This window comes from Sorangium sp. So ce128 (assembly GCF_051525245.1).
Lineage (GTDB): Bacteria > Myxococcota_A > Polyangia > Polyangiales > Polyangiaceae > Sorangium > Sorangium cellulosum_B.
Map to the genome: position 1 here is coordinate 3,501,075 of NZ_CP150313.1, position 24,130 is coordinate 3,525,204.

At 71.5% G+C, this 24,130-nt stretch carries 18 protein-coding genes; 7 read left to right on the plus strand and 11 right to left on the minus strand.

Annotated elements, in window-relative coordinates:
- Nucleotides 1–89: 89 nt before the first annotated feature.
- Complete coding sequence (locus tag WME82_RS13665) at nt 90–575, plus strand: response regulator (protein WP_437535278.1); 486 nt, start codon at nt 90–92, stop codon at nt 573–575.
- Between the two features lie 217 nt (nt 576–792).
- Here WME82_RS13665 and WME82_RS13670 read toward each other — a convergent pair whose 3' ends face one another.
- The 7 genes from WME82_RS13670 to WME82_RS13700 form a co-directional block, all read right to left on the minus strand.
- Nucleotides 793–1,131 (minus strand): hypothetical protein, encoded by a 339-nt coding sequence (locus WME82_RS13670; protein ID WP_437745887.1) that lies wholly within the window; start codon nt 1,129–1,131, stop codon nt 793–795.
- A gap of 143 nt (nt 1,132–1,274) precedes the next feature.
- Entirely contained in the window at nt 1,275–1,856 is a 582-nt protein-coding gene (locus WME82_RS13675; protein ID WP_438043204.1) for a hypothetical protein, read from the minus strand.
- Between the two features lie 112 nt (nt 1,857–1,968).
- Nucleotides 1,969–2,883, minus strand: a complete 915-nt coding sequence (locus WME82_RS13680; protein ID WP_438043205.1) for an SH3 domain-containing protein — start codon at nt 2,881–2,883, stop codon at nt 1,969–1,971.
- 70 nt (nt 2,884–2,953) lie between these two features.
- On the minus strand, nt 2,954–5,293 hold the full coding sequence (locus WME82_RS13685) for a DUF4340 domain-containing protein (RefSeq protein ID WP_438043206.1): 2,340 nt from the start codon (nt 5,291–5,293) through the stop codon (nt 2,954–2,956).
- The gene (locus tag WME82_RS13690) at nt 5,293–6,954 is read right to left on the minus strand and encodes a GldG family protein (RefSeq protein WP_438043207.1); all 1,662 of its coding nucleotides are present in this window, start codon (nt 6,952–6,954) and stop codon (nt 5,293–5,295) included. The genes WME82_RS13685 and WME82_RS13690 overlap by 1 nt, the downstream gene beginning before the upstream one ends.
- Complete coding sequence (locus tag WME82_RS13695; protein WP_012235062.1) at nt 6,954–7,700, minus strand: ABC transporter permease; 747 nt, start codon at nt 7,698–7,700, stop codon at nt 6,954–6,956. The genes WME82_RS13690 and WME82_RS13695 overlap by 1 nt, the downstream gene beginning before the upstream one ends.
- Nucleotides 7,697–8,776 carry an ABC transporter ATP-binding protein gene (locus WME82_RS13700; protein WP_438043208.1) on the minus strand — a complete coding sequence of 360 codons (1,080 nt, stop codon included), beginning with the start codon at nt 8,774–8,776 and terminating at the stop codon, nt 7,697–7,699. The genes WME82_RS13695 and WME82_RS13700 overlap by 4 nt, the downstream gene beginning before the upstream one ends.
- Before the next feature lie 294 nt (nt 8,777–9,070).
- Between WME82_RS13700 and WME82_RS13705 the strand changes: the two genes are divergently transcribed.
- Both WME82_RS13705 and WME82_RS13710 read left to right on the plus strand, forming a co-directional pair.
- Complete coding sequence (locus tag WME82_RS13705; RefSeq protein ID WP_437592584.1) at nt 9,071–9,538, plus strand: DUF3293 domain-containing protein; 468 nt, start codon at nt 9,071–9,073, stop codon at nt 9,536–9,538.
- A 129-nt stretch (nt 9,539–9,667) separates the two neighbouring features.
- Entirely contained in the window at nt 9,668–10,108 is a 441-nt protein-coding gene (locus WME82_RS13710) for a hypothetical protein (RefSeq protein WP_437299476.1), read from the plus strand.
- A gap of 83 nt (nt 10,109–10,191) precedes the next feature.
- On the opposite strand, the gene WME82_RS13715 is transcribed toward WME82_RS13710, so the two are convergent.
- From WME82_RS13715 to WME82_RS13725, 3 genes are read right to left on the minus strand one after another with little or no spacing between them, the layout of a single operon-like run.
- Entirely contained in the window at nt 10,192–10,896 is a 705-nt protein-coding gene (locus tag WME82_RS13715; protein ID WP_437871204.1) for a response regulator transcription factor, read from the minus strand.
- A gap of 49 nt (nt 10,897–10,945) precedes the next feature.
- Nucleotides 10,946–11,968 (minus strand): sensor histidine kinase, encoded by a 1,023-nt coding sequence (locus tag WME82_RS13720; RefSeq protein ID WP_438043209.1) that lies wholly within the window; start codon nt 11,966–11,968, stop codon nt 10,946–10,948.
- Between the two features lie 59 nt (nt 11,969–12,027).
- Nucleotides 12,028–13,338, minus strand: a complete 1,311-nt coding sequence (locus WME82_RS13725) for a thymidine phosphorylase (RefSeq protein WP_438043210.1) — start codon at nt 13,336–13,338, stop codon at nt 12,028–12,030.
- Between the two features lie 146 nt (nt 13,339–13,484).
- Here WME82_RS13725 and WME82_RS13730 point away from each other — a divergent pair, with 146 nt between their 5' ends.
- The 4 genes from WME82_RS13730 to WME82_RS13745 all read left to right on the plus strand — a co-directional run bounded on the left by WME82_RS13730 (nt 13,485) and on the right by WME82_RS13745 (nt 20,321).
- Complete coding sequence (locus WME82_RS13730; RefSeq protein ID WP_438043211.1) at nt 13,485–14,840, plus strand: cytochrome ubiquinol oxidase subunit I; 1,356 nt, start codon at nt 13,485–13,487, stop codon at nt 14,838–14,840.
- Nucleotides 14,830–15,858: a cytochrome d ubiquinol oxidase subunit II gene (locus WME82_RS13735; RefSeq protein WP_438043212.1), complete on the plus strand. Its 1,029-nt coding sequence runs from the start codon at nt 14,830–14,832 to the stop codon at nt 15,856–15,858. The genes WME82_RS13730 and WME82_RS13735 overlap by 11 nt, the downstream gene beginning before the upstream one ends.
- 301 nt (nt 15,859–16,159) lie before the next feature.
- Nucleotides 16,160–18,001, plus strand: a complete 1,842-nt coding sequence (locus WME82_RS13740) for an IgGFc-binding protein (protein WP_438043213.1) — start codon at nt 16,160–16,162, stop codon at nt 17,999–18,001.
- 589 nt (nt 18,002–18,590) lie between these two features.
- The gene (locus tag WME82_RS13745) at nt 18,591–20,321 is read left to right on the plus strand and encodes an OmpA family protein (RefSeq protein ID WP_438044888.1); all 1,731 of its coding nucleotides are present in this window, start codon (nt 18,591–18,593) and stop codon (nt 20,319–20,321) included.
- Between the two features lie 163 nt (nt 20,322–20,484).
- On the opposite strand, the gene WME82_RS13750 is transcribed toward WME82_RS13745, so the two are convergent.
- Nucleotides 20,485–24,123, minus strand: a complete 3,639-nt coding sequence (locus WME82_RS13750; RefSeq protein WP_438043214.1) for a PHP domain-containing protein — start codon at nt 24,121–24,123, stop codon at nt 20,485–20,487.
- Nucleotides 24,124–24,130: the final 7 nt, after the last annotated feature.

Sequence of the window (24,130 nt, forward strand, 5' to 3'; positions counted from 1 at the left end):
CCTGATAAGGTGACGGGGGGATCACTCGTTGCAACCTGAACACTCCGGAGGCGCCCCAGGGAACGGCGCCTCCTCATGGAGGCTCCCTCATGGCCGATCGTCGTGTCGACTCCTCGCGAAAGAGCTCTCCGGAAACGGCCTCCGCTTCCGACTCGGCGCCGCGGAGCCGGCCGTCTGCGCCAAGTAGCCAGGCCAGCGAGACCGCTCGAAAGAAGAAGATCCTCGTCGTCGACGACTCGCTGACTTCGCTGCTGTCACAGCAGCTGACGCTCGGCGTGGACGACTACGACATCGTCATCGCGCGCAACGGCAAGGAGGCCATCGCGAAGGCGATTGCGGAGCGCCCCGATCTCATCCTGATGGACGTCGTCATGCCGGCGATGGACGGCTTCCAGGCCTGCAGGTGGCTCCGCGCGTTCGATGCGACGAAGACCGTGCCGATCATCATGATGACGACGAGGAGCGATCAGACGAGCATCAAGATCGGCTTCGCGAACGGGTGCACCGACTACCTCATCAAGCCTTTCGACAGCAATACGCTGCTCACGAAGGTCCGCACCCACCTCGGCGAATAAGCGATCTCGCCCTCTCGGCGCGCGCCAGGCGCTGCTTCGACCGAACCCTGGCGACCGGAAAGGCCCTCCGCGCGCAGGAGCAGCTTGCAGGAAGATGGGACGGCACGCGCCGCGCGAGGCCTGCCGCAACGCATACGCGCCTTGCGCGAGGTGCCCTGTCACGAGGGGCGCAGAGCAGCCACGCGGCGCGCGCGACAGGCTCGGCGCCGGCCGTCGATCAGAAGAACTGGGCCACGACGGCGCCGGACACGGGCAGTCCGGCGCATTCGCGCAGGTTCTCTATCACCGTGTTGCACCCGGCGATGGCGACGTCTCTGCCGTCGCACACGAACTCATCGTCGATGCAGGAGATGGCCTCGTCGAACTGGTCCTCGCAGCCGTCGTACTCCGCGGATCTCTCGGCGTCCTCGAGGGCGTCCACGCACTCCACCTCGTCTCTTTCGCTGCACGAGCCAGTGCAATCGCACTTGTCCTCGCACAGGCCGGACAGCGAAGCACCACAGCCCGGAAGCATGGCGAGCGCGAGGGCGATCGTGAACGAGGGGGCGAGCTTCAAGGGGTATCCTCCGACTTGGACGCGCAGCGCGCGAGCTTCGATGACGGTGGCCCTCTTATCGCGTCCGCGGAGGAGGCACAAGCCGCACGTGCGCCGCCAGCCGTGCGCCAGGGAGCTGGCCAGTGTGCGATACCGCCTCCCTCTCAGTTCCGCTGGCCCCGTTTGGCCCCTTCGGACTGCGCCGGCCAGAGCCGGCGGAAGCCGACGCCGAGGAGGGTGCCGTCGTCGCGCCGCACCAGGCCGCCGAAGCGGCACTTCTCCACCAGCGTGCCTTCGGCGAGATCGCCGCCGTCTTGAAACCGGATGCGCTGGCCCTCGCTCAGGGCCGCGAAGACGCGCGCGTCGGCCGCGATGGCGTTGAGCGACTCCGGCGCAGCGACGCGCAACGGCGCGAGGTCGGCAGGGCGCGCTCGGTGAACCACGCCCCGGCGGGTCACGGCGCTTGCGAGGCCCAGGCTTCGCGCTTCGTCCGGGATGGATGATGCCGTTGTGGTGGTGTCAATCCACACATCGACGGTGGTGCCACCCCTGAACAGGACCACGCCAGGGAGCGCCTTGCCCGTGGCGGTGGTCAGCAGGACCAGCTCGCCCACGCCGGGCTCGGTCGACGCGCGCCCGCCGAGGCGCTCACGCACCGCGTCCACCGTGGGCGTGGCCGACGCAGGCGCCGCCGCGCGGTCGGTGCGGGCCCGGTGGAGCAGGGGGAGCGAAAACTTGCGCGTCATCGGCCCCAACCATTCTACGCGAACCGACGCGCCCTCGCTCGGGCGCGGCCCTGGAATCCGCGCCTGAAGCCGCCTGCGTGTCTCCCATCAGGCCGACGCTCGCGGCCCCCGGTTACAGGCCGATGGCGCCGCGGTACATCCACCCCGTCTTGCCGCGGTGCTCGATCTTGTACCAATCGTTCTGCCGGCCAACGAGCTTGACCCGAGTGCCACGCACCAGCCGCATCACCACATCACCCTCCTTGGGCGCGCCGCGGACGAGCGCAGTATCCCAGCTCACCGTGGCCAGGCCGCTCACGGCGGTCTCGCTCGTGGTCGTGCCGGCGGCCTGCTCCTGGTCGTCGCCGCCGGCCTCCGCCTTGGCGGCGTCGGACTGCGCGCCCGGGGGATGGAAGGTGGCAGTGTAAACGAGGGAGTACCGGCGGTACTTGTGCGGGACTTCCTCGAGGGACACGTTCGAGAACTCCCGCGCTGCGCACTGGAGAATGCCGCTGACCGTCGAGGCCGGCAGGCTCGTCTTCTTCCCCTTGACGACCTGGACCTCCTTCTTCTCGAAGTTGAGCTCGAAGCCGATCGGGAGCTTGCCGTCCACGCCGAGCGCCGCCGGACACTGGGCGAGCTCCTTCAGCCGGGGCAGCGCGATCGGATCGAACTGGAGCTCTCCGCAGTCCTCGACCTTCTTGTTCTTCTTGTCGGAGCAGCGCGTGATCCTGCCAGGGCCGACCACGACCTGCTGCTGGTTCTTCGCGGCGGCCTCGGGAGGCTTGGCCTCGGGCTCGGCGGTCCCGGGCGCCGCCGCCGCGGGGGGAGGGGACGCCGGCGCCGCCGTGGCCTCGGCCGTTGCCTTGACGTCGGAAGGCACGGTCGGGCCGATGCGGACGCCGGCGAGCTTGGGCCACGCGACGCCGACGACAAACCCCACCAGCGCGATCACCCCGACCCGCGACCAGACCGGCTGCTCATCGCCGGGACGGGGGATGTCGACCGTCAGCGGGCGCTGCCTCTTCGCCATGTCCGCCTTCGCCATGTCCAGCACGTCGCCTAGCACAGGTGAGCCATCAGAACGAAATAGTCCGTTCGATCGGGCCGTGGACCGCTCAGTCGCCCGCGATGCCCGCCGCCTCGAGGAGCGGTCGCACCCGGGACTGCGCGATGGCGTAGACCGCGCGCACGCCGTCGCGCCGGGCGTAGACGATGTTCGTGCCGCGGAAGGCGTCGCCCGCGCCGATCGCGATCGTGAACGACCCCACGGGCGCCCGCGGCGGGACCGCGACGCTTTCCTCCGCCGGGGCGGCCTGCGGCCGGGAAAGCTCGGCGGTGACCCGGAGGCGCGGCGGGCTGAGGCCATGGTGCCGCTCCGGCTCGCCCAGCGCGACGGCGCCCTCGGCCCGAAGATCGGCCAGCGCGTCCCGGACGCTCGCGGCCAGCGCGGCGGCGCTCGCCTGATCGGCCGCTCCCGCGATCGTGAAGCCCTCCGGTGAGCGCTCGAGCACGACCGGCTTCGCGCCCCGAGGGACCAGCGTCACCCGGGCGATCTCGTGAGGCGGGACGAGGAAGACGTCGCGGCGGAGCAGCAGGCGACCGGCCGCGGCCTCCAGCGCCGGCGGCGCGACGAACACCGCAGCGCCGTCCCCGGCGCGCGCGAAGGACCCCGCGCCGCTGCGCGCGCCGAGCGCCACCCGGGCCGCGCGCGTCGCCGCGCCGGTGCTTCCACCGCCGGGCTCCGGCGCGGGGTCGAGCTCGGCCTCGACCACGAGCCGGGGCGCGCCGAGCCCGTAGCTCTGGCCAGCATCCTCGGCGATCCAGCGCTCGGCCTGGAGGCCGGCGAGCAGCTCGGCGAGCTCGTCCGCCAGCCCGCTGTCGGCCGCGAGGCCCTCGCCGCTCGGCTCGACGAGCCGCCAGGCGCCCTCGCCCGTCCGGCGGAGCCGCTGGACCAGGCCGGGGCGCTCGAGCCGCAGCGCGCTGACCCGATCGGGGGTGAAATCGAAGACCTTCATGGAGCGCAGCGACACCTCGGAAGGGAGGAGCGCGCCGGCGGCCAGGGCCGGGATCTCGGCGATCGCGCCGTCCTCGAGCCGCCGGACGTGCACCACGCCGGCCTGCTCGGCGCCGATCTCGAGCGTCTCGATCCGCTCCTGCGGCTCGCCCTCGGCGATCGCGCCCGGCGGCGTCGAGACGACGCGCAGGGTGGCCCGAGGCGAGGCGAGGCCGAGCGCCGCGAGATCGCGCGCCCCGGGCAGGAGGCGCGTGGCGCGGACGTCGAGGATCGCCTGGACCAGGGCGCGGCCCGTCTCGGTCGGGACAGGCCGGTCCTGCGGGGCCCTCAGGTGCCACTCGCTGCCGGCGCGCGCGAGCTCCAGCGAACGCTCGCCGGCGGCGAGCTTCACCTCGGCGATCTCGTCGAGCGGCGCGGCGACGAGCGCGAGATCGACGAAGCGCGACGCCTCCTCGGTGAGCGGATCGAGCACGCTCGCGGGCACGCAGGCGGCCGCGCGCGCGGGCTCGCGCCGCGCCGCGACGACGTGGCCGGGCCGGCCCGGGCAGGCGCCCCCCACGTCGATGACGGCGCGCTTCGCCGCGGGATCGCTGGGCTCCAGCGTCAGCGTGACCCGGGGGCCGCCGGAGGACGCGGCCTGCTGCGCTTCCTCCTCGGAGAGGAACGCCTCGGCCTGCATGCGGCCGAGCGCCGAGAGCACGAGGTCGAGCGCCGGCGCGCTGACCCGGACGCCGCTGCCCTCGGGCGAGCCCTCCGCGAAGCGGAAGCCGGCCCCGCGGCCGCCGCCCCAGGGGGCGCGCGAGAACCGCCGCGATCCGCCGTCGCCGTCGAGCGTGAGGCCCGAGAGCTCCGCGGCGACGTAGGGGACGAAGCTCCGCGAGCGGAAGCGATCCGGCGCCACGTCAAGGGCCGAGGCGAGCTGCTTCGTGATGACGAAGACGCCTCGGCCCGCGACCTCGGCGTAGACCGCGCCGGGCGGCGTCGGGGCGCCGCCGCCGAGCAGCAGGCGCTCGCGGCGCGGGCCCATCGCGAGCGCGATCGAGAGCCTGGGCGAGGCCAGGCCGAGGGCGGCCGGGTCGCTCGCCTCCGCGGAGACGCGACGCTCCGCGGTCGCGAACTCCAGCGTGCCGAGGAGCTGGTCGACCGTGGGCTCGTCGGCCGGGTAGCGCTGCCCGTCGATCTCGACGTTCCAGGGGCGCTGGCCGGCGTCGTCGACCTCGCCGCGGGTGAGCCGCGCGGTCTGCGGCGCGCCGGGCGCGGCCATCGTCACGGTGAGCTCGGTGATCTCGTCGGGCCGCCACGCCTCGATCAGGTGCTTCTTGCGGCGCTCGGCCTCGTCGGTGGACACCGAGCCCCGGTCGAGGACGAGCAGCGCGACGGCCGCCGCGGCGGTGAGCGCGACCAGGAGCAGCGTCGTCGCGTGCCGGCGCAGCGGCCGCATCACGGCGATCCTTCGCGCTCGGCCCCGCCCGGCGCGCCGGGGCCCCCCTTGTCGCCGGGGCGGCGCTCGGAGCCGCGCCGCGCCAGGTACACGGCGAGGCCGAGGAGGGCCGCGGCGAGCGGCATGTACACGATGACGTAGCGGAAGATCCCGGCGAGCGAGTCCTCGCTGATCCGCAGGCCCGCCGTGAACGCCGGCTTGTCCGGGATGTCGAGCATGGGCGGGCTCGCCGCGAGCCAGGACAGCGCGCTCTCGACGAGCACGGCTGTCCCGCGGAGCTCCGGGCTCTGCCAGTTCGCGCCGTGGAGCACGCCGGGCGAGCCGACCACCACGACGCGCGGCCCGTGCGCGGCGCTGGACCCCGCGGGCTTCGGCAGCTCCGAGGCGCAGGCGACCGTGAGCGGACCTGGATGATCGCCGTCGCGCGGCTTCGGCTCGGACGGATCCCGGGCCCAGCCGAAGAAATCGACCATGCCGAAGGCCTGGTCGCTCGTCACGAGCAGGGGCGCCGGGACCACCGGCCCGCTCGCCGTGGGCGCGAGCGAGCTCGCCACCGTGAGCACCGGGCCGAGCCCGAGATCGGCCGCCTTGATGAGTCCCTCGGTGATCGGGTGCGGCCTGACGATCGGCGCGAAGGTCTCGCCGAAGCCCTGCGTCGACCGGAGCTTCGGGTCGAGCTCGAACACGAAGTCCGACCGGAGCTCGACCCCCGCCACGGCGAGCAGGCCCGAGAGCCCGAGGTCCACGTACCGTTGATCGCTCTCGTCCGGCACGGGCCCGAGCGCGATCAGCGCGCTGCCGCCCTTCTCGATGAACGCGCGGTAGCGGGCCACGTCGCTGGCCGGCACCGGCTGGCTCGGCCCGGCGAGGACGAGCACCCGGCAGCGGTCGAGATCGACCTCCGGCGCAGGCTCCGGCGGCGCGGCGAAAGCCTCCTCCTCGTCGCCGTGGCCGTCCGCGCCGCGGCCGCCGCCGAGCGCCACGACCTCGTAGTTGTTCTTGTTGAGCCGGTCCTTCAGCGCCGCGAGCCCGCCGGCGCCGCCGGCCTCGATCGACTTCTCGCCGTGCCCGGCCGCGAAGCAGATCAGCGGCCGCTCGCTGCGCAGGACGCTCCGGAGCGCGCCGGTGAGCGCCTGCTCGAGCCGCGGGCGCGACCGCAGGTCGTCCTCGTCCTCGACCTCGACCAGGTCGCTCGCCGTCAGGAAATGGGGCCGATCGCCGCGCGCGACGATGATCGCCGCGTCCGTGACGATGCGCCCGTCGTCCGTCTTGCCCGCGACGACGCCGTAGCGCTGCTGCACCGCCAGGAACTCCGCCGGGCGCCGGTCGGGATCGGTCACCTCGACCTCGATCCGCGGGTTCTCGGCCCGGTACGCGTCGAGCAGGTGCCGCACCGAGAGCGTCAGGGGGTCGCCCTCCGAGAGCAGGACGTAGACGCGGATCGGCTCCTCGATCGAGCGCAGCGTCGAGACGGTCGCGTCGCTCAGCGTGTACAGGCCGCCCTGCGTCCAGTCCCAGCGCCTGTAGTGGCGAGCGACGAGCAAGTTGACCAGCACCGCGAGCACCATCGCCGCGATGATCCCGACGCTCGCCGAGAGCTTCTCGCCGAGCGAGGTGCCCGGCGGCGGAGCCCCGGCTTGCGCGGGCCGCTCGCCGGACATCAGCCCCACCTCCACGCGTCCACCGCGCGCACGGTCACGAACAGCGGCAGCGCGACCACCGTCCCGTCGAACACGAGGCGGCGCAGATCGACGATCCCCCGGGAGAAGTCGTTCATCTGCGTCCACACCGACACGTAGGCGCAGAGGTCGTGCGCCGGGCCGTCCGGGAAGATGAACTCGCCGATGCCGAGGATGAACATGCCCATCACCGCCATCGTGCTGAGCACCGCGGCCATGAGCTGGCTCTTCGTGAGCGCGCTGGTCATCGTCCCGATCGCGAGGTAGCCGGCGCCGACCGCGAAGACGGCGAGGTAGCTCGACCCCACGACCCGCCAGTCGAGCTCGCCGGTCCTGCCGATGAGGACGACGTAGAGCAGCGTCGGCGCCCACATCGCGACGTACGTCACGAGGGCCGCTGCGTACTTCGCCAGCACCACGCCGGCGGAGCCGACCGGCGCCGTCAGGAGCGCCTCGATGGTGCCGCTCCTGCGCTCCTCCGCGAAGAGGCGCATCGTGAGCAGCGGGCAGACGAAGAGCAGCGGCAGGTAGATCAGGATCGTCTGGCCGAAGAAGACCTGCACCGGGCCCGTGTCGGCGGAGAGCTCCACCTCGCCCGCGAACTGCGTCGCGATCAGGAAGAAATGCACGCCCTGCACCAGCAGGAACGTGGTGATCAGCACCCACGCGAGCGGCGTCACGAAGAGCGAGAAGAGCTCCCGCTTGAAGATCGGCCAGAAGCCCCTCACCGCCGCTCCTTCCCCGCGCCGCCCTCGCCGCGCCGGGCCGCGCTGCCCTTCTTCTTCCGGTTCCCGGCCGCCGGCCGAGGCGCCTCGCCGCCCTCCGCCCCGGGCTCGACCGGCTCTCCGGCGCCGCCCCGCGCGCCGGCGTCGTCGGCCGCGGTCAGCTCGGAGAAGACCTGCTCCAGCGAAGGGGCCCAGGGGACGAGCTCGCGCACCCCGAAGCCCGCGGCGACCAGCGCGGCGACGAGGCGCTCCGCGGCCTCGCCCGCGTCGGCGCCGGCGTCGAACTCGACCGTGAGCCGCGCCGCTTCGCCGGCGTCCTCTGCCTCGGCGGAGCGGACCTGCGCCGCGCCGCGCGCCACCGCGAGCGCCGCGTCCGCCGCCCCGCGCACGACGACGCGCGCGCCGGACGACCGGCGCATCGCGCGGAGCTCGTCGATCGAGCCCTCCGCCACGAGCCTGCCGCGGGCGATCACGAGCGCCCGCGTGCACGTCGCCTCGACCTCGGAGAGGATGTGCGTCGAGAGGAGCACGGTACGGCCCGGGCCGAGCCGGCGCACGAGCGCGCGCACCTCGCGGATCTGGTTCGGATCGAGGCCCGCCGTCGGCTCGTCCAGGATGAGCAGCGGCGGGTCGCCGACGAGCGCGTCCGCGAGGCCGACCCGCTGGCGGTAGCCCTTCGAGAGGTGGCCGATCAGGACGCTCGCGACGTCCTCGACGCGCGCGTCGCGGAGGGCGCGCGCGACGGCCTCGCCGCGCGCCCTCCGCGGCACGAGCTTCAGCTCGGCGCGGAACGCGAGGTACTCCGAGACGCGCATCTCCGGGTAGAGCGGCGAGGTCTCGGGCATGTACCCGAGCGAGGCCCGCGCGCGCATCGGCTCCTCGGTGATGTCGTGGCCCGCGATCCGCACCCGGCCGGACGTCGCGCCGAGGAACCCCGCGAGGATGCGGAGGGTCGTGCTCTTGCCTGCGCCGTTCGGCCCGAGGAACCCGACGATCTCCCCCTGGCTCACCTGGAACGAGAGGTCGCTCACCGCCTGGTGGGGGCCGTAGGACTTGGAGAGGTGCTCGACCTCGATCATCGTGGCATCGGGCGCAGGGGGTCAGGGCCGCCGGCGCGGTGCGCGCGGGCAGGCGGTCGATCGCGCGGAACGCTTAGCGCACCGGGCGTGGCAGGGGAAGCGCGCGCCGGGCTCTGGCGGTGGTCTGGCGGCGGTCTGACGACGAGCGCGCCGGCGAGTAGCCAGAGCCGCGCGTCTCTGGTAACCCTGCGCCGTCGCGCCCGGCGGCCCGGGCGCTCACGCCATGGGCCCCTTTGCGAGGCGACGCACCCGGTGCGCCGAGCGCCGCGGCCCCCTCACACCCACCGCTGCACGATGGATCAGACGCTCCTCCGGTCGTATTTCTCGACCATCTACGAGTTCCCCACCCCGGCGGGGACGCTGCGCGTCTCGCTGGACGGCGAGATCGTCCAGGATCAGGCCGGGCTCCCCGATCTCCTGACCCGCAAGTTCGCGGTGCTCACCGCCTACAACCCGCGCTCGATGCTCATCCCGCGCCGGGTCAACGATCAGCGCCACCACGTCCTCCGCGATCTCCTGATCCTCGGCTGTTACCGGGTGGAGCCGTGCGTCGGCTCCGAGGCGGAGCCGGAGGGCATCTGGCGCGAGCCGGCGTGGCTCGTCCACGGCATGGACCGGGACGAGGCGATCGCCTTCGGCCGCGTCTTCCGGCAGAACACGATCGTGTTCGCGCAAGGCGGCCGGCCGGAGCTCATCATCACCGATCCGACAGCCGACGACATCGGCCGAACTTTCCAGGGGAACTGGCGGGTGCGGTCCTGACCCACGCGGCGGCCGTGGACGCGGATCGCCGATTCCATGTTGAAACGTACCCGCAAAATGTGGGTTCATGCCTTGGCGTTTAGGGATGGGCGGACCGGCCTCGCTCACCACATGAGGAGACACAGCAGAATGCGCACCCAGGTCACCCTCGCAGCGCTCGTCGCTGCGCTCGGGCTCGTCGCCGGCGCTGGCGGCTGCGGCCAGAACAAGGTCTCGGAGTGCAACGCGCTCATCGAGGTCATCAACAAGGGCGTTCAGAGCATCGAGAAAGGCACCAAGGCCGGCACCGACCAGGGCGGGTCGAGCGAGCTGAAGGCGATGGCCGACGCGATGGACAAGGTGGCGGCCGACGCGGCGCAGGTGAAGCTGACCACCCCGGAGCTGCAGAAGTTCTCGGGCGAGTACCAGGCCATGGCGAAGGACGTGGCCAAGGCGGCGCGCGATCTCGCGACGGCGGCGGACGCCAACGACGCGGAGAAGAGCAACGCCGCCCAGGCGTCGATCGAGAAGGCGATCAAGCAGGAAGACCCCCTCGTCGACAACATCAACAAGTTCTGTCAGGCGCCCTGACGGGGCGCGCCCCCGAAGCGCTCGCCCTCCGATCGCCGCGGGCTGGGGCCGCCCCGCCCGCAGCGCGGCCCTCGCGGCTGTGATCAGGGGACGAAGCGATAGCCGACGCCGCGCACCGTCAGCAGGTGGCGCGGCGTCGTCGCGTTCTCTTCCAGCTTGTTGCGGAGCTGGAGGATGAAATTGTCGATGGTGCGCGGGGTCCCGTGGTGCGTCGGGCCCCAGACCTTGGCCTGGATCTGCTCCCTCGACAGGACCCTGCCGCCCGCCTCGGCGAGGCAGAGCAGCACGTCGAACTCGGTCGCCGTGAGCTCGATCAGCGCGTCGCCGCGGCGGACCTCGCGCGTCGCCGCGTTGATCACGATGTCGCCGGCGCGCAGCTGCGCCCCGTCGGCGCGCGCGATCGCGTCGCGCCGGAGCACGGCCTTCACGCGCGCGAGCAGCTCGGCCAGGCTGAACGGCTTCGTGATGTAGTCCTCGGCGCCGAGCTCGAGGCCCATCACCTTGTCCATCTCGGCGCCGCGCGCGGACAGCATGATCACCGGCAGGGTGCGCCGCTCGTTCCGGAGGATGCGGAGCAGCTCGAAGCCGTTCAGCCGGGGGAGCATGACGTCGATGATGATGAGATCGATCCCGCCGCCGCGGGCCAGCGCGAGCCCGCGCTCCCCGTCCTCGGCCACGAGGACGCGGTAGCCCTCGGCGGTCAGGTTCATCTCGAGACCCATCGCGATGCTGGGGTCGTCCTCCACGAGCAGGACGGTCCGCGCGGGTGTCTGAGGGGTTCGGGTCATGCTGAGGAGGTCCTCTAGCATGTTCATGTCCTGACCGGCGGCGGCCGCGCTACGGCGGCGCGCTCGCGTCGGCGCCGTGATCCGACGCGTCGTTGTGCGCCGCGGCGACCGCGGGCGCCGCAACCCGCGGGCGTCGCTCGGCGCTCGCCTTGGGCATGCTCCGGAGCGGGAGCACGAGGGTGAACGTGCTGCCCTTCCCGGGCTCGCTGTCGACGAGGATCTTACCGCCGTGCGCCCGGATGACATGCTTGACGATCGACAGCCCGAGCCCGGAGCCCTCCTGCTGCCGGGCCAGGAGATCGTCGACCCGGTAGAACTTCTCGAAGATCCGCTTGTGCTCCGCGCGGGCGATGCCCTTGCCGTTGTCGCGGACCGTGAGCAGCGCCGACCGCTTGAGGACGTGGGCGGAGACGCTGATCTTCCTCGGCTGGCCGCCGTACTTGTAGGCGTTCGACAGGAGGTTCACGATCGCGTCGACGAGCGCGCTGCGATCGCAGAGCACGGGCGGGACGTTCGCGTCGATGGAGACGTCGAGGTCGACGCTGCGCTTCTCGCGGGTCGGCTCGAAGGCGTGGATCGCCTCGTCGGCGATCTCCCCGAGGTGGTGCTCCGAGAGCTCGTAGACGCGCCGGCCGCTCTCCATCCGCCCCCAGTCGAGCAGCCGATCGATGAGCTGCTGGAGGCGGGCGCTCTCCTTGGTGAGCGCCTCGATGCAGCGATCCTCGCTGATCGCGTCGCCGCGCCGGAGCGTGAGGGTCTCGGTGAACATCCGGATCGACGTGAGCGGGGTGCGCAGCTCGTGCGAGACCTTGGACACGAAATCGGCCTGGAGCTCGGACAGGTTGCGCTCGCGCCGGAGGAAGACCCACACGAGGATGACCCCGGTCGCGAGCGTCCCGCAGAACGTGAGGACGATGATCCCCATGATGAGGTTGTACTGGGCCTCGCCGAGGACGAGCAGGAGGAAGCCGACGCCCGACAGGAGCACGCCCGGGATGATGACCAGGTAAACGAGGAGCTGGATGATCCGCCGGTAGCCGAGCGTGGTGAGGTCGCGCCTCGGGGTCCGCATGCCGGCAGCTTAGTGGGGCCCCGCGCCGCCGGCGAGCGCCCGCGAGCGCACGCGCGCGGCTATGCCTCGATCCGCTCCAGCACGAGCGCGGGCGCCTCGGCGGGCGCCGGGCCGAGCCGGAAGGCGGCGCGGACGCGATCGGCCGCGGCCCGCGCGTCGTCCGCCCGGCGCGCGTGGATGCGGGCGAGGGGCGCGCCGCGGTCCACGCGATCGCCGCGCACCGCGGCGAGCTCGATCCCCACGGCGGGGTCCACGCGCTGGTCGGCGCGCGTCCGCCCGGCGCCGAGCGCGACCGCCGACAGGCCGATCTCCAGCGGATCGACGGCGGCGACGTACCCCTCGTCCTGCGCGGCGATCTCGACCACGACGGGGGCGCTGGGCAGCCGGCCGGCGTCCTGCACCACGGCCGGATCGCCCTTCTGCGCGGCGATCATCCGCGCGAGGACCTCGGCCGCCGCGCCGCTCGCGATGGCGGCCTCGAGCTTCGGCCGCGCCTCGGCCGCGCTCGCCGCCACGCCGCCGGCGATCAGCATCTCCTCGCCGAGGGCGAGCGTGCACGCGACGAGGTCGCCCGGCCCGCGGCCGTGCAGCACCTCGATCGCCTCGCGGGTCTCGATGGCGTTGCCGACGGCGCGCCCGAGCGGGGCGCTCATGTCGGTGAGCAGCGCGGAGACGCGCTTGCCGGCCGCGGTCCCGACGCGCACGAGCGCGGTCGCGAGGGCGCGGGCGTCGCCGAGGGTCTTCATGAACGCGCCGCGCCCGACCTTGACGTCGAGCACGAGCGCGTCGATGCCCTCCGCGAGCTTCTTCGAGAGGATGCTGGCGACGATGAGCGGGATCGACTCGACCGTGGCGGTCACGTCGCGCAGCGCGTAGATGCGCTTGTCCGCGGGCGCGATCCGCGCGGTCTGCCCGATCATGCACGTCCCCACCTCGCGGACGATGCGCGCGAACGCGTCGACGTCGAGCGCGACGTCGAACCCCGGGATCGCCTCGAGCTTGTCGAGGGTGCCTCCGGTGTGGCCGAGGCCGCGGCCGGACACCATCGGGACGGGCACGCCGCAGGCGGCGACGAGGGGGGCGAGGCAGATCGAGACCTTGTCGCCGACGCCGCCGGTCGAGTGCTTGTCGACCTTCCGTCCGGGCACGCCGGACAGATCGAGGACGTCGCCCGAGTGGAGCATCGCGCGCGTGAGCGCGACCGTCTCGGCGTCGTCCATGCCGCGGAAGAAGATCGCCATGAGCAGCGCGGCCATCTGGTAATCGGCCAGCTCGCCGTCGCTGTGGGCGCGGACGATCCGCGCGATCTCGTCCTCGGACAGCCGCCCGCCGTCGCGCTTCTTCGCGACGAGCTCGACAAGGGTCTGCATCGGCGTCGAGCTTACCCGGGTTCGCCCCTATTTGTCCCTGGCGCGGGCCCCCCTATGGTCGGCGGGAGCGCGCGGACCGTCCCCGCAGGAGAGCGGACACGGCGTCGGTCGCGGTCGCGCGGGAGAAGGGAGCCGACCTGGGCCTCATGAACAGCCTCCTCTATGCCCGGGCCCAGATGGGCCTGTCGCTGGCATTTCACATGATCTTCGCCGCCGCCGGGGTGGCGCTGCCGCTGATCATGGTCATCGCGGACGCGCTCTGGCACCGGACGGGCGATCGAGACTACCTCGAGTTCTCGAAGCGCATGGCGAAGGGGACAGCGATCCTGTTCGCGGTGGGCGCCGTGTCGGGGACGGTGCTCTCGTTCGAGCTCGGGCTCCTGTGGCCGAGCTTCATGGGGACGTTCGGAGAGGTGATAGGGCTCCCGTTCTCGCTCGAGGGGTTCGCGTTCTTCACGGAGGCGATCTTCCTCGGCATCTATCTCTACGGGCGCGGCAAGCTTTCGCCGAGGCTGCACCTGCTCTCGGGCGCGCTGGTCGCGCTGAGCGGCGCGCTCTCGGCGTTCTTCGTGATCCTGGTGAACGCGTGCATGAACCACCCTGCCGGGTTCACGATGGTCGACGGGCGCCCGGCGGACATCGACCCGGTCGCGGCGATGTTCAGCCCGCCGTGGAAGCACGAGACGCTGCACGGCATCCTCGCGTGTTATCAGGCGACGGCGTTCGTGATGACGGGGATCCACGCGCTGGTGCTCCTTCGGCACCCGTCGAGCCCGCTGTTCCGCAAGGCGTTCGCGGTGACGTTCGCGATCGCCGGGCTGACGGCGCTGGCGCAGCCGCTCGTCGGTCACTACGCGGCGGTGGAGGTCGGGACGGGGCAGCCCGCCAAGCTCGCGGCGATGGAGGCGCACTTCGAGACCTCGGCCCGCGCGCCGCTCCTCGTCGGCGGCCTGCCCGACGTGGAGCGGGGCGAGGTCGACTACGCGATCGAGATCCCGGCGGGGCTCTCGGTGTTCCTGCACGCGGATCCTGACGCGGTGGTGCCCGGGCTGGATGCGGTCCCGCGGGACGAGTGGCCGCCGGTCACGGCGACGCACCTCTCGTTTCAGGTGATGGTGGGCGCGGGCTCCGCGATGGCGCTGCTGGCGGTGGTCGGGGCGGTGCTCGCGTGGCGCCGCAGGGGGATCCCGGATCAGCGCCCGTTCCTCTGGGCGGCGATCCTGGCGAGCCCGCTCGGCATCGTGGCGATGGAGGCGGGCTGGCTGGTGACGGAGCTCGGTCGCCAGCCGTGGATCGTGCGGGGCGCGATGCGCACGCGCGACGCGGTGACCCCGTTCCCGCACCTCGCGGCGCCTTTCTGGACGTTCACGGCGCTCTATGTCTTTCTCGGCGTGGTGGTGGTCTACCTGCTCGTGCGCCAGCTCCGCGCGGCGCCGCTCGGGGTGACGGGCGGCGGCGGCGCGCCGCGTGCGTCCGGGGGAGGCGAGCCCGATGCGCACTGAGTGGTTCATCGGCGGGGTGATGATGGCGGCGCTCGTGCTGTATGCGCTGCTCGGGGGCGCCGATTTCGGCGGCGGCGTGTGGGATCTGCTCGCCTCCGGCCCGCGGAAGCGGGAGCAGCGCGCCCTCATCGAGCGGGTCATCGGCCCGATCTGGGAGGCCAACCACGTGTGGCTCATCCTGGTCGTGGTGCTGCTCTTCACCGCGTTTCCTCCCGCGTTCGCCGCGATCTCGATCGCGCTGCACGTCCCCCTCACGCTGTTCCTCGTGGGCGTCGTGTTTCGCGGCTCGGCGTTCAGCTTCCGCAGCTACGATTCCCGGGGGGATCGGCGGCAGAAGCGCTGGGGGTTCGTCTTCTCGCTCGCGAGCGTCATCGCGCCGGTGCTGCTCGGCATGATCGTCGGCGCGGTGGCGTCCGGGCGGATCCGGGTGGCGTCGGGAATGGTGACGAGCGGCTTCTTCGCGCCGTGGCTCTCGCTATTTCCGTTCGTGGTGGGGCTGTTCGCGCTGGCGCTGTTCGCGTTTCTCGCGGCGGTGTACCTGACGAACGAGGCGAAGGAGCCTGCGCTCGTCGACGATTTCCGGCGGCGCGCGCTCGCCTCGGGCGGCGTGGTGGCGGCGCTCGCGCTGGCGTCGTTCGCGGCGTCGTTCCGGGGCGCCCCGCTCATTCGAGAGGGGCTGACGGATCATCCGATCACGTGGCCGCTCCACGTCACGACGGGCCTCGCGGCCACCGCGGCGTTCTTCGCGTTGTGGACCCGCCGTTTCCGTCTGGCGCGCTTCGCGGCGGCGGCGCAGGTCACGCTGATACTGCTCGGCTGGGCGGCCTCGCAGTACCCGTTCCTGGTGGTGCCCGACGTGACGCTCGAGGGGGCGGCGGCGAACCCGAGGACGCTGCGATTGCTTGTCTGGGTGCTCGGCGTCGGATCCGTGCTGCTGTTCCCATCGCTGTACGTGCTCTTCCGTGTCTTCGGCAGCGGCCGGGCGGGGGCTGCGTCGGACGGCGACGACGACCATTGAGCGGGAGTGGGGCCGACGTATGTGGAAGTCGCGGTGGCCAAATTTGATGCACCACCTCGACCTACCCGCAGGAGAGGCGTGAGGACGGCTGGCTGAACAGTGGCTCTGTGTCCGTCCGGGCGCTAGGGGGCGATGGCGCGATGCCGGTCGCGCATTGCATTCCTGGGACCTGCAACCCGCTCTCGCGGCACCCCCGAAAAAATGCGAACGCTTTCGCGGGCCTCCCCACGGCGGACGAACCGTGTTACGCTCGCAGGCGCGAAGTTTTCAGGATGCTTGTGGGGGAAGGAGCCCTGTGGAGATGGCGAACATGGCTAGATACCGTCGACACGCGATTGTGGGGTTACTTGCAGCGACAGCCGGTGTGACGGGCTCGTTCGCCGCGTGCACGGACTCGTACCGCCAAGGGCTCACCGGCTCCGGCTCGGGCCCCACCGGGACCGGCGGCGGCGGCGGCGGCACCGGCGGCGCGGGCGGGGAGGGGGGGAGCACGGGGACCTTCGGGGAGGGGGGGCGGTGCGAGTACACGTGCTCCAACGATCTGAAGAAGGTCATCAGCTGCAATGGCGCGACGATCGAGGAGTGCAAGCCTGACGAGGGTTGCGTCAACGCGGAGTGCGTGCCCAACCCGTGCGAGGCGGCGGAGAGGTCGAAGAGCTCGTACGGATGCGACTATTGGGCGCTCAAGACGGCCCTCCGGCCGACCGCTCAGGGGGCCTGTTTCTCCGCGATTGTCGCCAACACGTGGGAGCTGCCGGTCCATATCAATGTTGAGCGCGGTGGGCAGCCGCTTGATGTAGAGAACTTCGCCTACATTCCGGAGGGGCAAGGTTCCATCGAAGACATCCAGTATAAGCCCTACGATCCGGTCGCTGGGCTCGGCGTCGGAGAGGTCGCTGTCCTGTTCCTCTCGAGGCTCTCTGCGGGATCGAGCGTCGTTGATTGCCCTGAACCGGGCGCGTTGGATGAGGAGACTGGTGTCGATGGCACCGGTCGCGGAGCAGCGTTTCACATCACGACCGACTATCCAGTCGTAGCCTATCAGATGCTGCCCTACGGCGGAGGGCAGGCCGCCATCACCTCCGCGACCTTGCTCCTGCCGACCAGCGCCTGGCACACCAACTACGTTGCCATCAACGGCTACTCGTCATCGGACTCGGCCGCCTACCGCGGTGCGTTTCCCTCGCTGGCCATCGTTGCCCATCAGGACGAGACGGATGTGACCATCTTGCCGAAGGTGAATATTCAGGAGAGCACCGGTGTAGAGGGAGCCGAACAAGGTGTGGCGAAGACTTACCGGTTGAACGCCGGTGAATTCCTGCAGATCACCCAGGCGGATGAGCTGACTGGCAGCCCTATCGAGTCGACGAAGCCCATCGGCCTCTTCGGAGCCCATGCTTGCATGGTCGTGCCGAACGGTGTCGCCGACTGCGATTCAGGTCAACAGCAAATCGCGCCGGTTCGGGCTACCGGGAGCGAGTACGTGTCGGTCCGCTACCGGAACCGCATCGCGGATCGCGAGGAGTCGCCGCCCTGGCGGATCGTAGGCATGGTGGACGATACGAAGCTCACCTGGGAGCCGTCCAAACCAGAGGGCGCGCCGGATACCGTCAAGCTCGGTGAAGTGTATCAGTTCGACAGTGGCGGGCCTTTTATCGTCAAGAGCCAGGACGTGAATCATCCGTTCTATGTCGGTCAGTACATGACCGGCGGTAGCGCATACACGAACATCGGCGATCCGGATTGGGTCAATGTGGTCCCGCCGTCTCAATTCCTGGATTACTATGTGTTCTTCACAGATCCGACCTACCCCGAGACGAGCCTCGTCGTCGTCCGTACCCGTTCTAGGGTGAATAACGAGTTCGCCGACGTCGAGCTGGACTGCGCAGGCAAGCTTACTGGGTGGACACCGATCGGAGACGGAGACTACGAGTACACCATCGTCGATATTACCACGGGGAACTTCGAGCCGATAGGTGATTGTGCCAATGGCCGGCACGAGATGCGGAGCGATCTTCCCTTCGGGGTCACGGTATGGGGGTGGGGCGCGATTCAGCAAAACTATCGTGTTTCTTACGCTTACCCTGCCGGTGCTGGGTTCCTGCCCATCAATGAGGTCGAGATTCCACCCATTGCCAACTAGCTGACGCGGCAGTGGACTCCCCCGCCGGCGTCCTGCATCTCTGCCCTGCGAACCCCGTGTCCGAGCCCAGATCGAGGAGTGAAGGGCGGTCCCAGGGCGACTGCCGTACCGGACGTCAATGGGGCGTATCGCCGACGCAGTCGCGCTCGTCGTGCGCGCAACCCCCGGCGCCCGAGCTCGAGGCGCTGTCGCCGCCAGCTCCGCCTCCCCAGCACCCGCCCGCGGAGCGTCCTTGAAGTCGTCAAGCCCGAGCACCAGGCCGCAGCTGGTCATCCCGGCCGCAATTGCCAGGGAGCCATCCGTGCACCCGCGCCGTAGCCCGTTCGCCGCTTTTTCACCGTCGCCACGCGGCCCACGCTACATACCGTGCCGAGGGCGCGGTAGCACCGCGCGCCAGCCCGCCGCCTCAACCCCGCGCGCCCCGGACACAGCCGCCCGCTTCCGCGGCGGTCCTCGCACCTCCTGGTTCGACCCAGGAGACATCCTCCCCCGGGCCGAGTAGTCTCCCGCCCGGACGCCGGCCCGCATGCGGCGGAACGCCCGCGTCAACCTCGTTTTTCGAGCGTTGCTTGGAGGACAGCTCACCGTGATGGATCGACGAAACCTGCCGGGCCGTGCGCCGCGACGCCCGTCGCGCCTTCGCTGCGCGCTGACCGCAGCGGCCCTGGCCGCACCGGCCCTCGCCGCGCTGGCGCCCTCCGCCGCCCGCGCGCAGGACCGGACCTTCTACCTCGATCGCCTCAGGATGGCCGGCGCCCCCGACGACGGAATCGGCGTCTGGCGCCCGCACATGGGGGAACGGACGCGCTTCTTCGGGCAGCTCGGGCTGGGGATGTCGGTCCACCCGCTCCGCGACGACAACTACGTTGACAACCTCGCCATCGAGGAGCGGATCGAGGGCGACGGGCCCGTCACCTCGCAGCTCATCACCTACCTGAACGCGGGCGTCGAGATCCTCGGCCGCGGCGCCCTCCAGGTCGCGTTCCCCATCGTCCTGTTCCAGGACGGCAACCAGACCTACCACCGCGAGCTCGGCCTCAACCAGAGCGTCGACCTGAAGACCGCCACCCCGATGGACCTCCGGGTCGACGCGCGCTTCATCGCCCTGGAGCTCGACGAGCGCCGCTTCCGGCTGGGCGTCACCGGCGCGGTCTTCGTGCCCATCGGCAACACGTACTCGTTCGCCGGCGACCGGGGCGTGAGCAGCTCGTTCGGCCTCGGCGCCGAGTACGACTTCAAGGATTTCTTCGTCACCCTGAACACCGGCGTCGCCATCCGGCCGCGCGTGGCGCTCAACGAGCTCGTCGTGGGCAGCGAGCTCACGTACGGCGTCGGCGGCTACGTCCCGCTCCTCGACGGCAAGCTCCGCCTCGGGGCCGAGATCTTCGGCTCGTTCGGCCTCCTCAAGGAGACCGCGGGCGAGCTCGATGCCTCGCCCATCGAGTGGCAGCTCAACAGCAAGATGTTCCTCACCAAGGACAAGGCGGTCTACGTCGGCGCCGGCGTCGGCACCCGCATGAGCGGCGGCTACGCGCCCGATTTCCGGGGGGTCGCCCTCGTCGGCGGCTCGTTCGGCATCGCCGACTCCGACGCCCGCTCGCCCGGCTTCAACTACGTGATCACGGCGGAGAAGGACACCGACGGCGACGGCTACCCCGACGTCATCGACCTCTGCCCGGAGGACCCCGAGGACGGCAAGCAGCCCAAGCCGAGCGACGGATGTCCGGACATGCCCGACCGCGACGGCGACGGCATCCCCGACGTCGTCGACAAGTGCCCGGACGACCCCGAGGACAAGGACGGCATCGACGATCGCGACGGCTGCCCCGAGGAGGACGCGGATCAGGACGGCATCCCCGACGCCACGGACAAATGCCCGAAGGAGCCGGGGCAGGTCGTCGTCGAAGACCCGGAGAAGAACGGCTGCCCCTTCTACATCCGCAGGATCACGGGCTCCGCCGAGATCGAGATCATGAAGCAGGTCGAGTTCGAGTTCGACAGCTCCAGGATCCTCCCGCAGAGCTATCCGATCCTCGACGAGGTCGTGCGCCTGCTCAAGGCGAACCCCGAGATCAAGCTGCTCAGCATCGAGGGGCACACCGACAACCAGGGCACCATCGACTACAACGACCGGCTCGCGCACAACCGCGCCATCGCGGTCAGGGTCTACCTGATCAACAAGGGCGTTCAGTCGGAGCGGCTCACCTCCGTCGGCTATGGCTCCCGCCGGCCGCTCCTGTCCAACGACACGCCCGAAGGCCGGCAGCGCAACCGGCGCGTCGAGTTCCATATCAAGTCGCAGACGATCGAGGGCCGGTAAGCTCCAGCTGGAGCGGCTGGCCGATCCTCCCCCCCGAGATCAAGCGACGTTTGCGTGCACGTGCCCCGGCATGTGCACGCAAACGTCATCTCCTGAGCGCCGGCCGGGTTCGGCCCGGCCACGCGGGCGCGTCCCACGCAAGCGCGCTCCCGGGGATCGGCGTTCAGTCGTCGCGGTGCGTGGGCGCCGGGCGACGATGGTCGCACTTGCCGGGGATCGGAAAGCCGCAGACCGCCTCTTCCGTCAGGCAAACCTGCTCCGCGGGACACTGCTCCGGATCGAGGGCGCCGGGATCGCAGGGACGAGAGCAGAAATCGGGCCTCGCCAGCGGGGCGTCGTAGCGGCCGTTGCCGTCGACATCGATGGTGATCGGGTTCGTGATCGCATAGGGCGGGACCGGCGACCAGTCGGGCACCGTCGGCGTGGGCGCGAACAGGGCGCTGAGCGCGGGGATCCGGCCGAACGCGTCGCCGGCCAGCCGCGAGAGCTGGATCTCACCGAAGGGGACGTCCAGGGAGACAGGGCTCATGAGGTTCCTGTCCTCGAGCCCCATGGCGATGATCACCACCCAGGAGTCGCGATCCGGCGCCGTGAAGGTGACCTTGCCGCGCACGTCCACGATCGCGCTCGGCGGCATGGCCGGCTCCAGCAAGCGGACCATCCCGCCGTTCAGGTAGATCTCCACCCGATCGACGCCGAACCAGCTCGCCGTCTGGACATCGAACAGGAGCTCGAGCGACTCTCCGGCGCTCGCCGCCGCCACCTCACCATACGTCTTGCCGCGGATCGTCGCGCGGATGAAGGGGCCGTACGTCGCGAAGGCGTGCGCGCCCCGCAAGCTCTCGACCGCGGCCGGCGTCTCGAGGGCGGCCGGGGAGTCGGTCGCGCTCCGGAAATAGGTCCGCGGGAAGCCCGGCTCCTTCGACCCGTCGTGGCTGTCGCTGCTGGCGATCTGCGCCGGGGCGAAGCCCCGATCGAGGTAGCGGAAATAATCGTCCACCTGGCCCGCGCGGTACGTGCACGGCGCGTCGCGCGCGTCCTCGGGGACCGGATCGCCGCCGAGCGCCGCGGGCCCGCAGAGCTCCTGGCTGTCGGAGGTCGTTCCGGAGAAGCCCCAGTTGTTCGCCTGCTCGTCGGGCGTCCGGGCGAGGATGCGCTTCATCAGCGCCCACGCGAGCTCGGTGCGGGCGCGGCGCTTGCAATCGGAAACGGCCAAAGCGGCGGCAGCCGCGCCTGCGCCGGGGGCGCCGCCCGGCGCGGACGTCGCCGCGCACGGCGCGCGCAGCCAGCCCGCCGCCTCGGGGCACGCGGCCTCGATCTCGGCGGCGCTCCCGGCGGCGTTCAGCCGCGCGAGGCAGCGGTTCCAGTCGACGACCTCGGCCACGCTCGGCGTGCGCACCAGATCGAACCGCTTGCCGTTGATGACCTCCATCGCGTCGAACGCGCAGCTCGCGGTCCGGAAGACGGGGTTGTTCTCCTCGAGGAACGTCGGCGTCCGGCCCATCGTGTAGGTGTCGACGCCGAGCTGGTCGATGTAGCCGAAGAAGCCGTCGCGCGGGTGCGCGACGATCGTCAGCGGCGCCACGGTGCCGTCGCCGGAGGCCCGGAGGGCGTCGAGGATCGCCCCGCCGGGCTCGCACGTCCAGTCGTGCGCCCCGTGGCCCGGGACGTCGAGCTCGTCGTATTCGAGCGGGAACCCGATGAAATGCCCCTGCTCCAGCGTGGTGATCTCCGCCCCGATCGCCGTGGCGAGGTGAGGCGCGAGCCCGAGCGCGCGCGCTGTCGGCTGGTAGTCCGTCTCGACGTCATGGTCGGTCGACACCGCGAGCTCCACGCCCTCCGCCGCCACCGTGGCCACCCGCCGCGGCAGCGCCATGCCGCTGTCGAAGCTCGGCTCGGAGTGGAGGTGCATGTCGGCCGACATCCACCCCCTCGTGTCGACCTCGCGCACGAGCGTGGCGTCGAGCTGCAACGTGCGGCCCGGCGCGAGCGTGACGTCACGCTCCACGTAGATGCCGTACTCGATGCCGCGCGACACCGTGATCTGGTATCGCCCCGGCTCGATCTCGACCTCTCCCTCGCCGGTGGCCGTGATCTCGACGGCGCGGTTGCCGTTCCCGAGCCGGCCGTCGCCGAGGTAGACCCTGCGCCGGCCGTCGCCCGGGAGCCTCCGCCCCGCCTCGTCGAGCGAGGCGAAGGCGAGCTTGGCCGGCACCCGCTGGCCCGCCTCGTCCGCGACGCGGTAGCGCACCCGTGCCGGCGCGGGGAGGCGCGGCGACACCACGGCTTCCTGTCCCGCCCGCAGGCTCACCCGGATGGGCGCCGACATCGCCGTCCCCGCCGCGTTCCTCGCCACGAGCAGGTAGCTTCCGGGCGGCAGGGCGCCGCGGAAATCGCCGTCCTCGGACGGGTCGAGGCCGAGATCCGCGTCGATCTCGTCGATGAGGCCCACGTCGCCGCGCGCCTCCCGGTTGGCCGCCACGAGCTCGTCCAGCGAGGCGAAGGGCCGCGTGGGATCGGGATCGGCGAAGACGAACACCCGGGCGTTCGGCGCGGCCTCGAGGGTGTCCTCCCACAGCACGTGGCCGCTGACCGCGCCGGTCGCGGTCCCGCGGAGCCGGTGCATCACGCCGGTCACGCTCGAGACGTCTCCGTCGCCCACGGCCAGGTAGCGCTCGTAGCTGAACGCGCGGTGGGCGTCGCACGCCGCGTCGTCCTCCTCGTTGAACAGGCACGATCGGCTGGCGGACACGAACGCCGTCGCCGCGCTCGCGAAGAGGGGCACGTTGACCAAAGGCGGCGCCGCGCCCTCCGCTGCCTTCGTGAAGTAGCCGTAGCTGACGTCGCCGCCCGTCGCGGCCACGAAATCGAAGGTGAGCGGCGCCTGGAAGGAGTTCCGCCCCGCGTTCCAGGCGTCCTGGACCGCCGTGTCCTCGTCGAAGCCCGCGCCGGGCGCGAAGACGTCGTTCTGGTTGCCGAAGAACACGAAATCTCCGGCGACGATGCCGGCGCGGCGCGACGACGCCTCCTGCGCGGCCTCCGGCGGATCGCCGAGGACGCCGCCGAACACCGAGACCGGGGCCGTGGCGTTGTCCAGCGGCAGGACGTCGCTGCACGCGCAGGTCAGGCAGCCGCCCGGATCCTGCCGATACCCGTTCGGGCACGGCTCGCAGCTCCTCTGGGGCTCGCAGCCGGGCGGCGGCCTGTCGTCGAGCAGGAGGACCGTGCGCACCGTCACGAACCGATCGCCCGGGTGAAGGAGGTAGTCTGTCCGGAAGCGGATCCTGGAGCGGACGCCGGGGAAGAAGAGGCCGAGCAGATCCTCCTGCGCCCGGAGCAGGCCTATCGCCTCGAACAGGAACTCGCCGTCTCCCTCGACGCGGATCCCGGCCTCTGCGCCGTCGGAGCCGTCCGCGAGCACGGAGACGTCGGTCGCCGTCGGGTCGGGCACGATGAGGTTGGCGAGCGAGAACATCTCCGCGAACCGGTCCCGCCCCTGTCCGCCCTCCTCGCCGATCCGGCCGCGCCGCCGGTCGACGTCGACCACGGCCCCGCCGAAGATCCCCGGCCCAGGCGAGTCCCGCCCGCCCAGGATCGCCACGCGGATCTGGTCGTTCTCGAGGAGGAAGTCGCCTATGTCCGCCATCGCCACCGGGCCGCCGACGAGCTCGGCGCGCTGCTCTATCCGCTTGGCGCGGAGCAGCCGATCGCCCCCGCAGCTCGGCAGCGCGGGGGCGGCGAGCGCGGCGGCGGCGAGCGGGACGAGCGCTACCCGGGTGAGCCAGCGGTGGGTTCGCCGCACAGAGCTC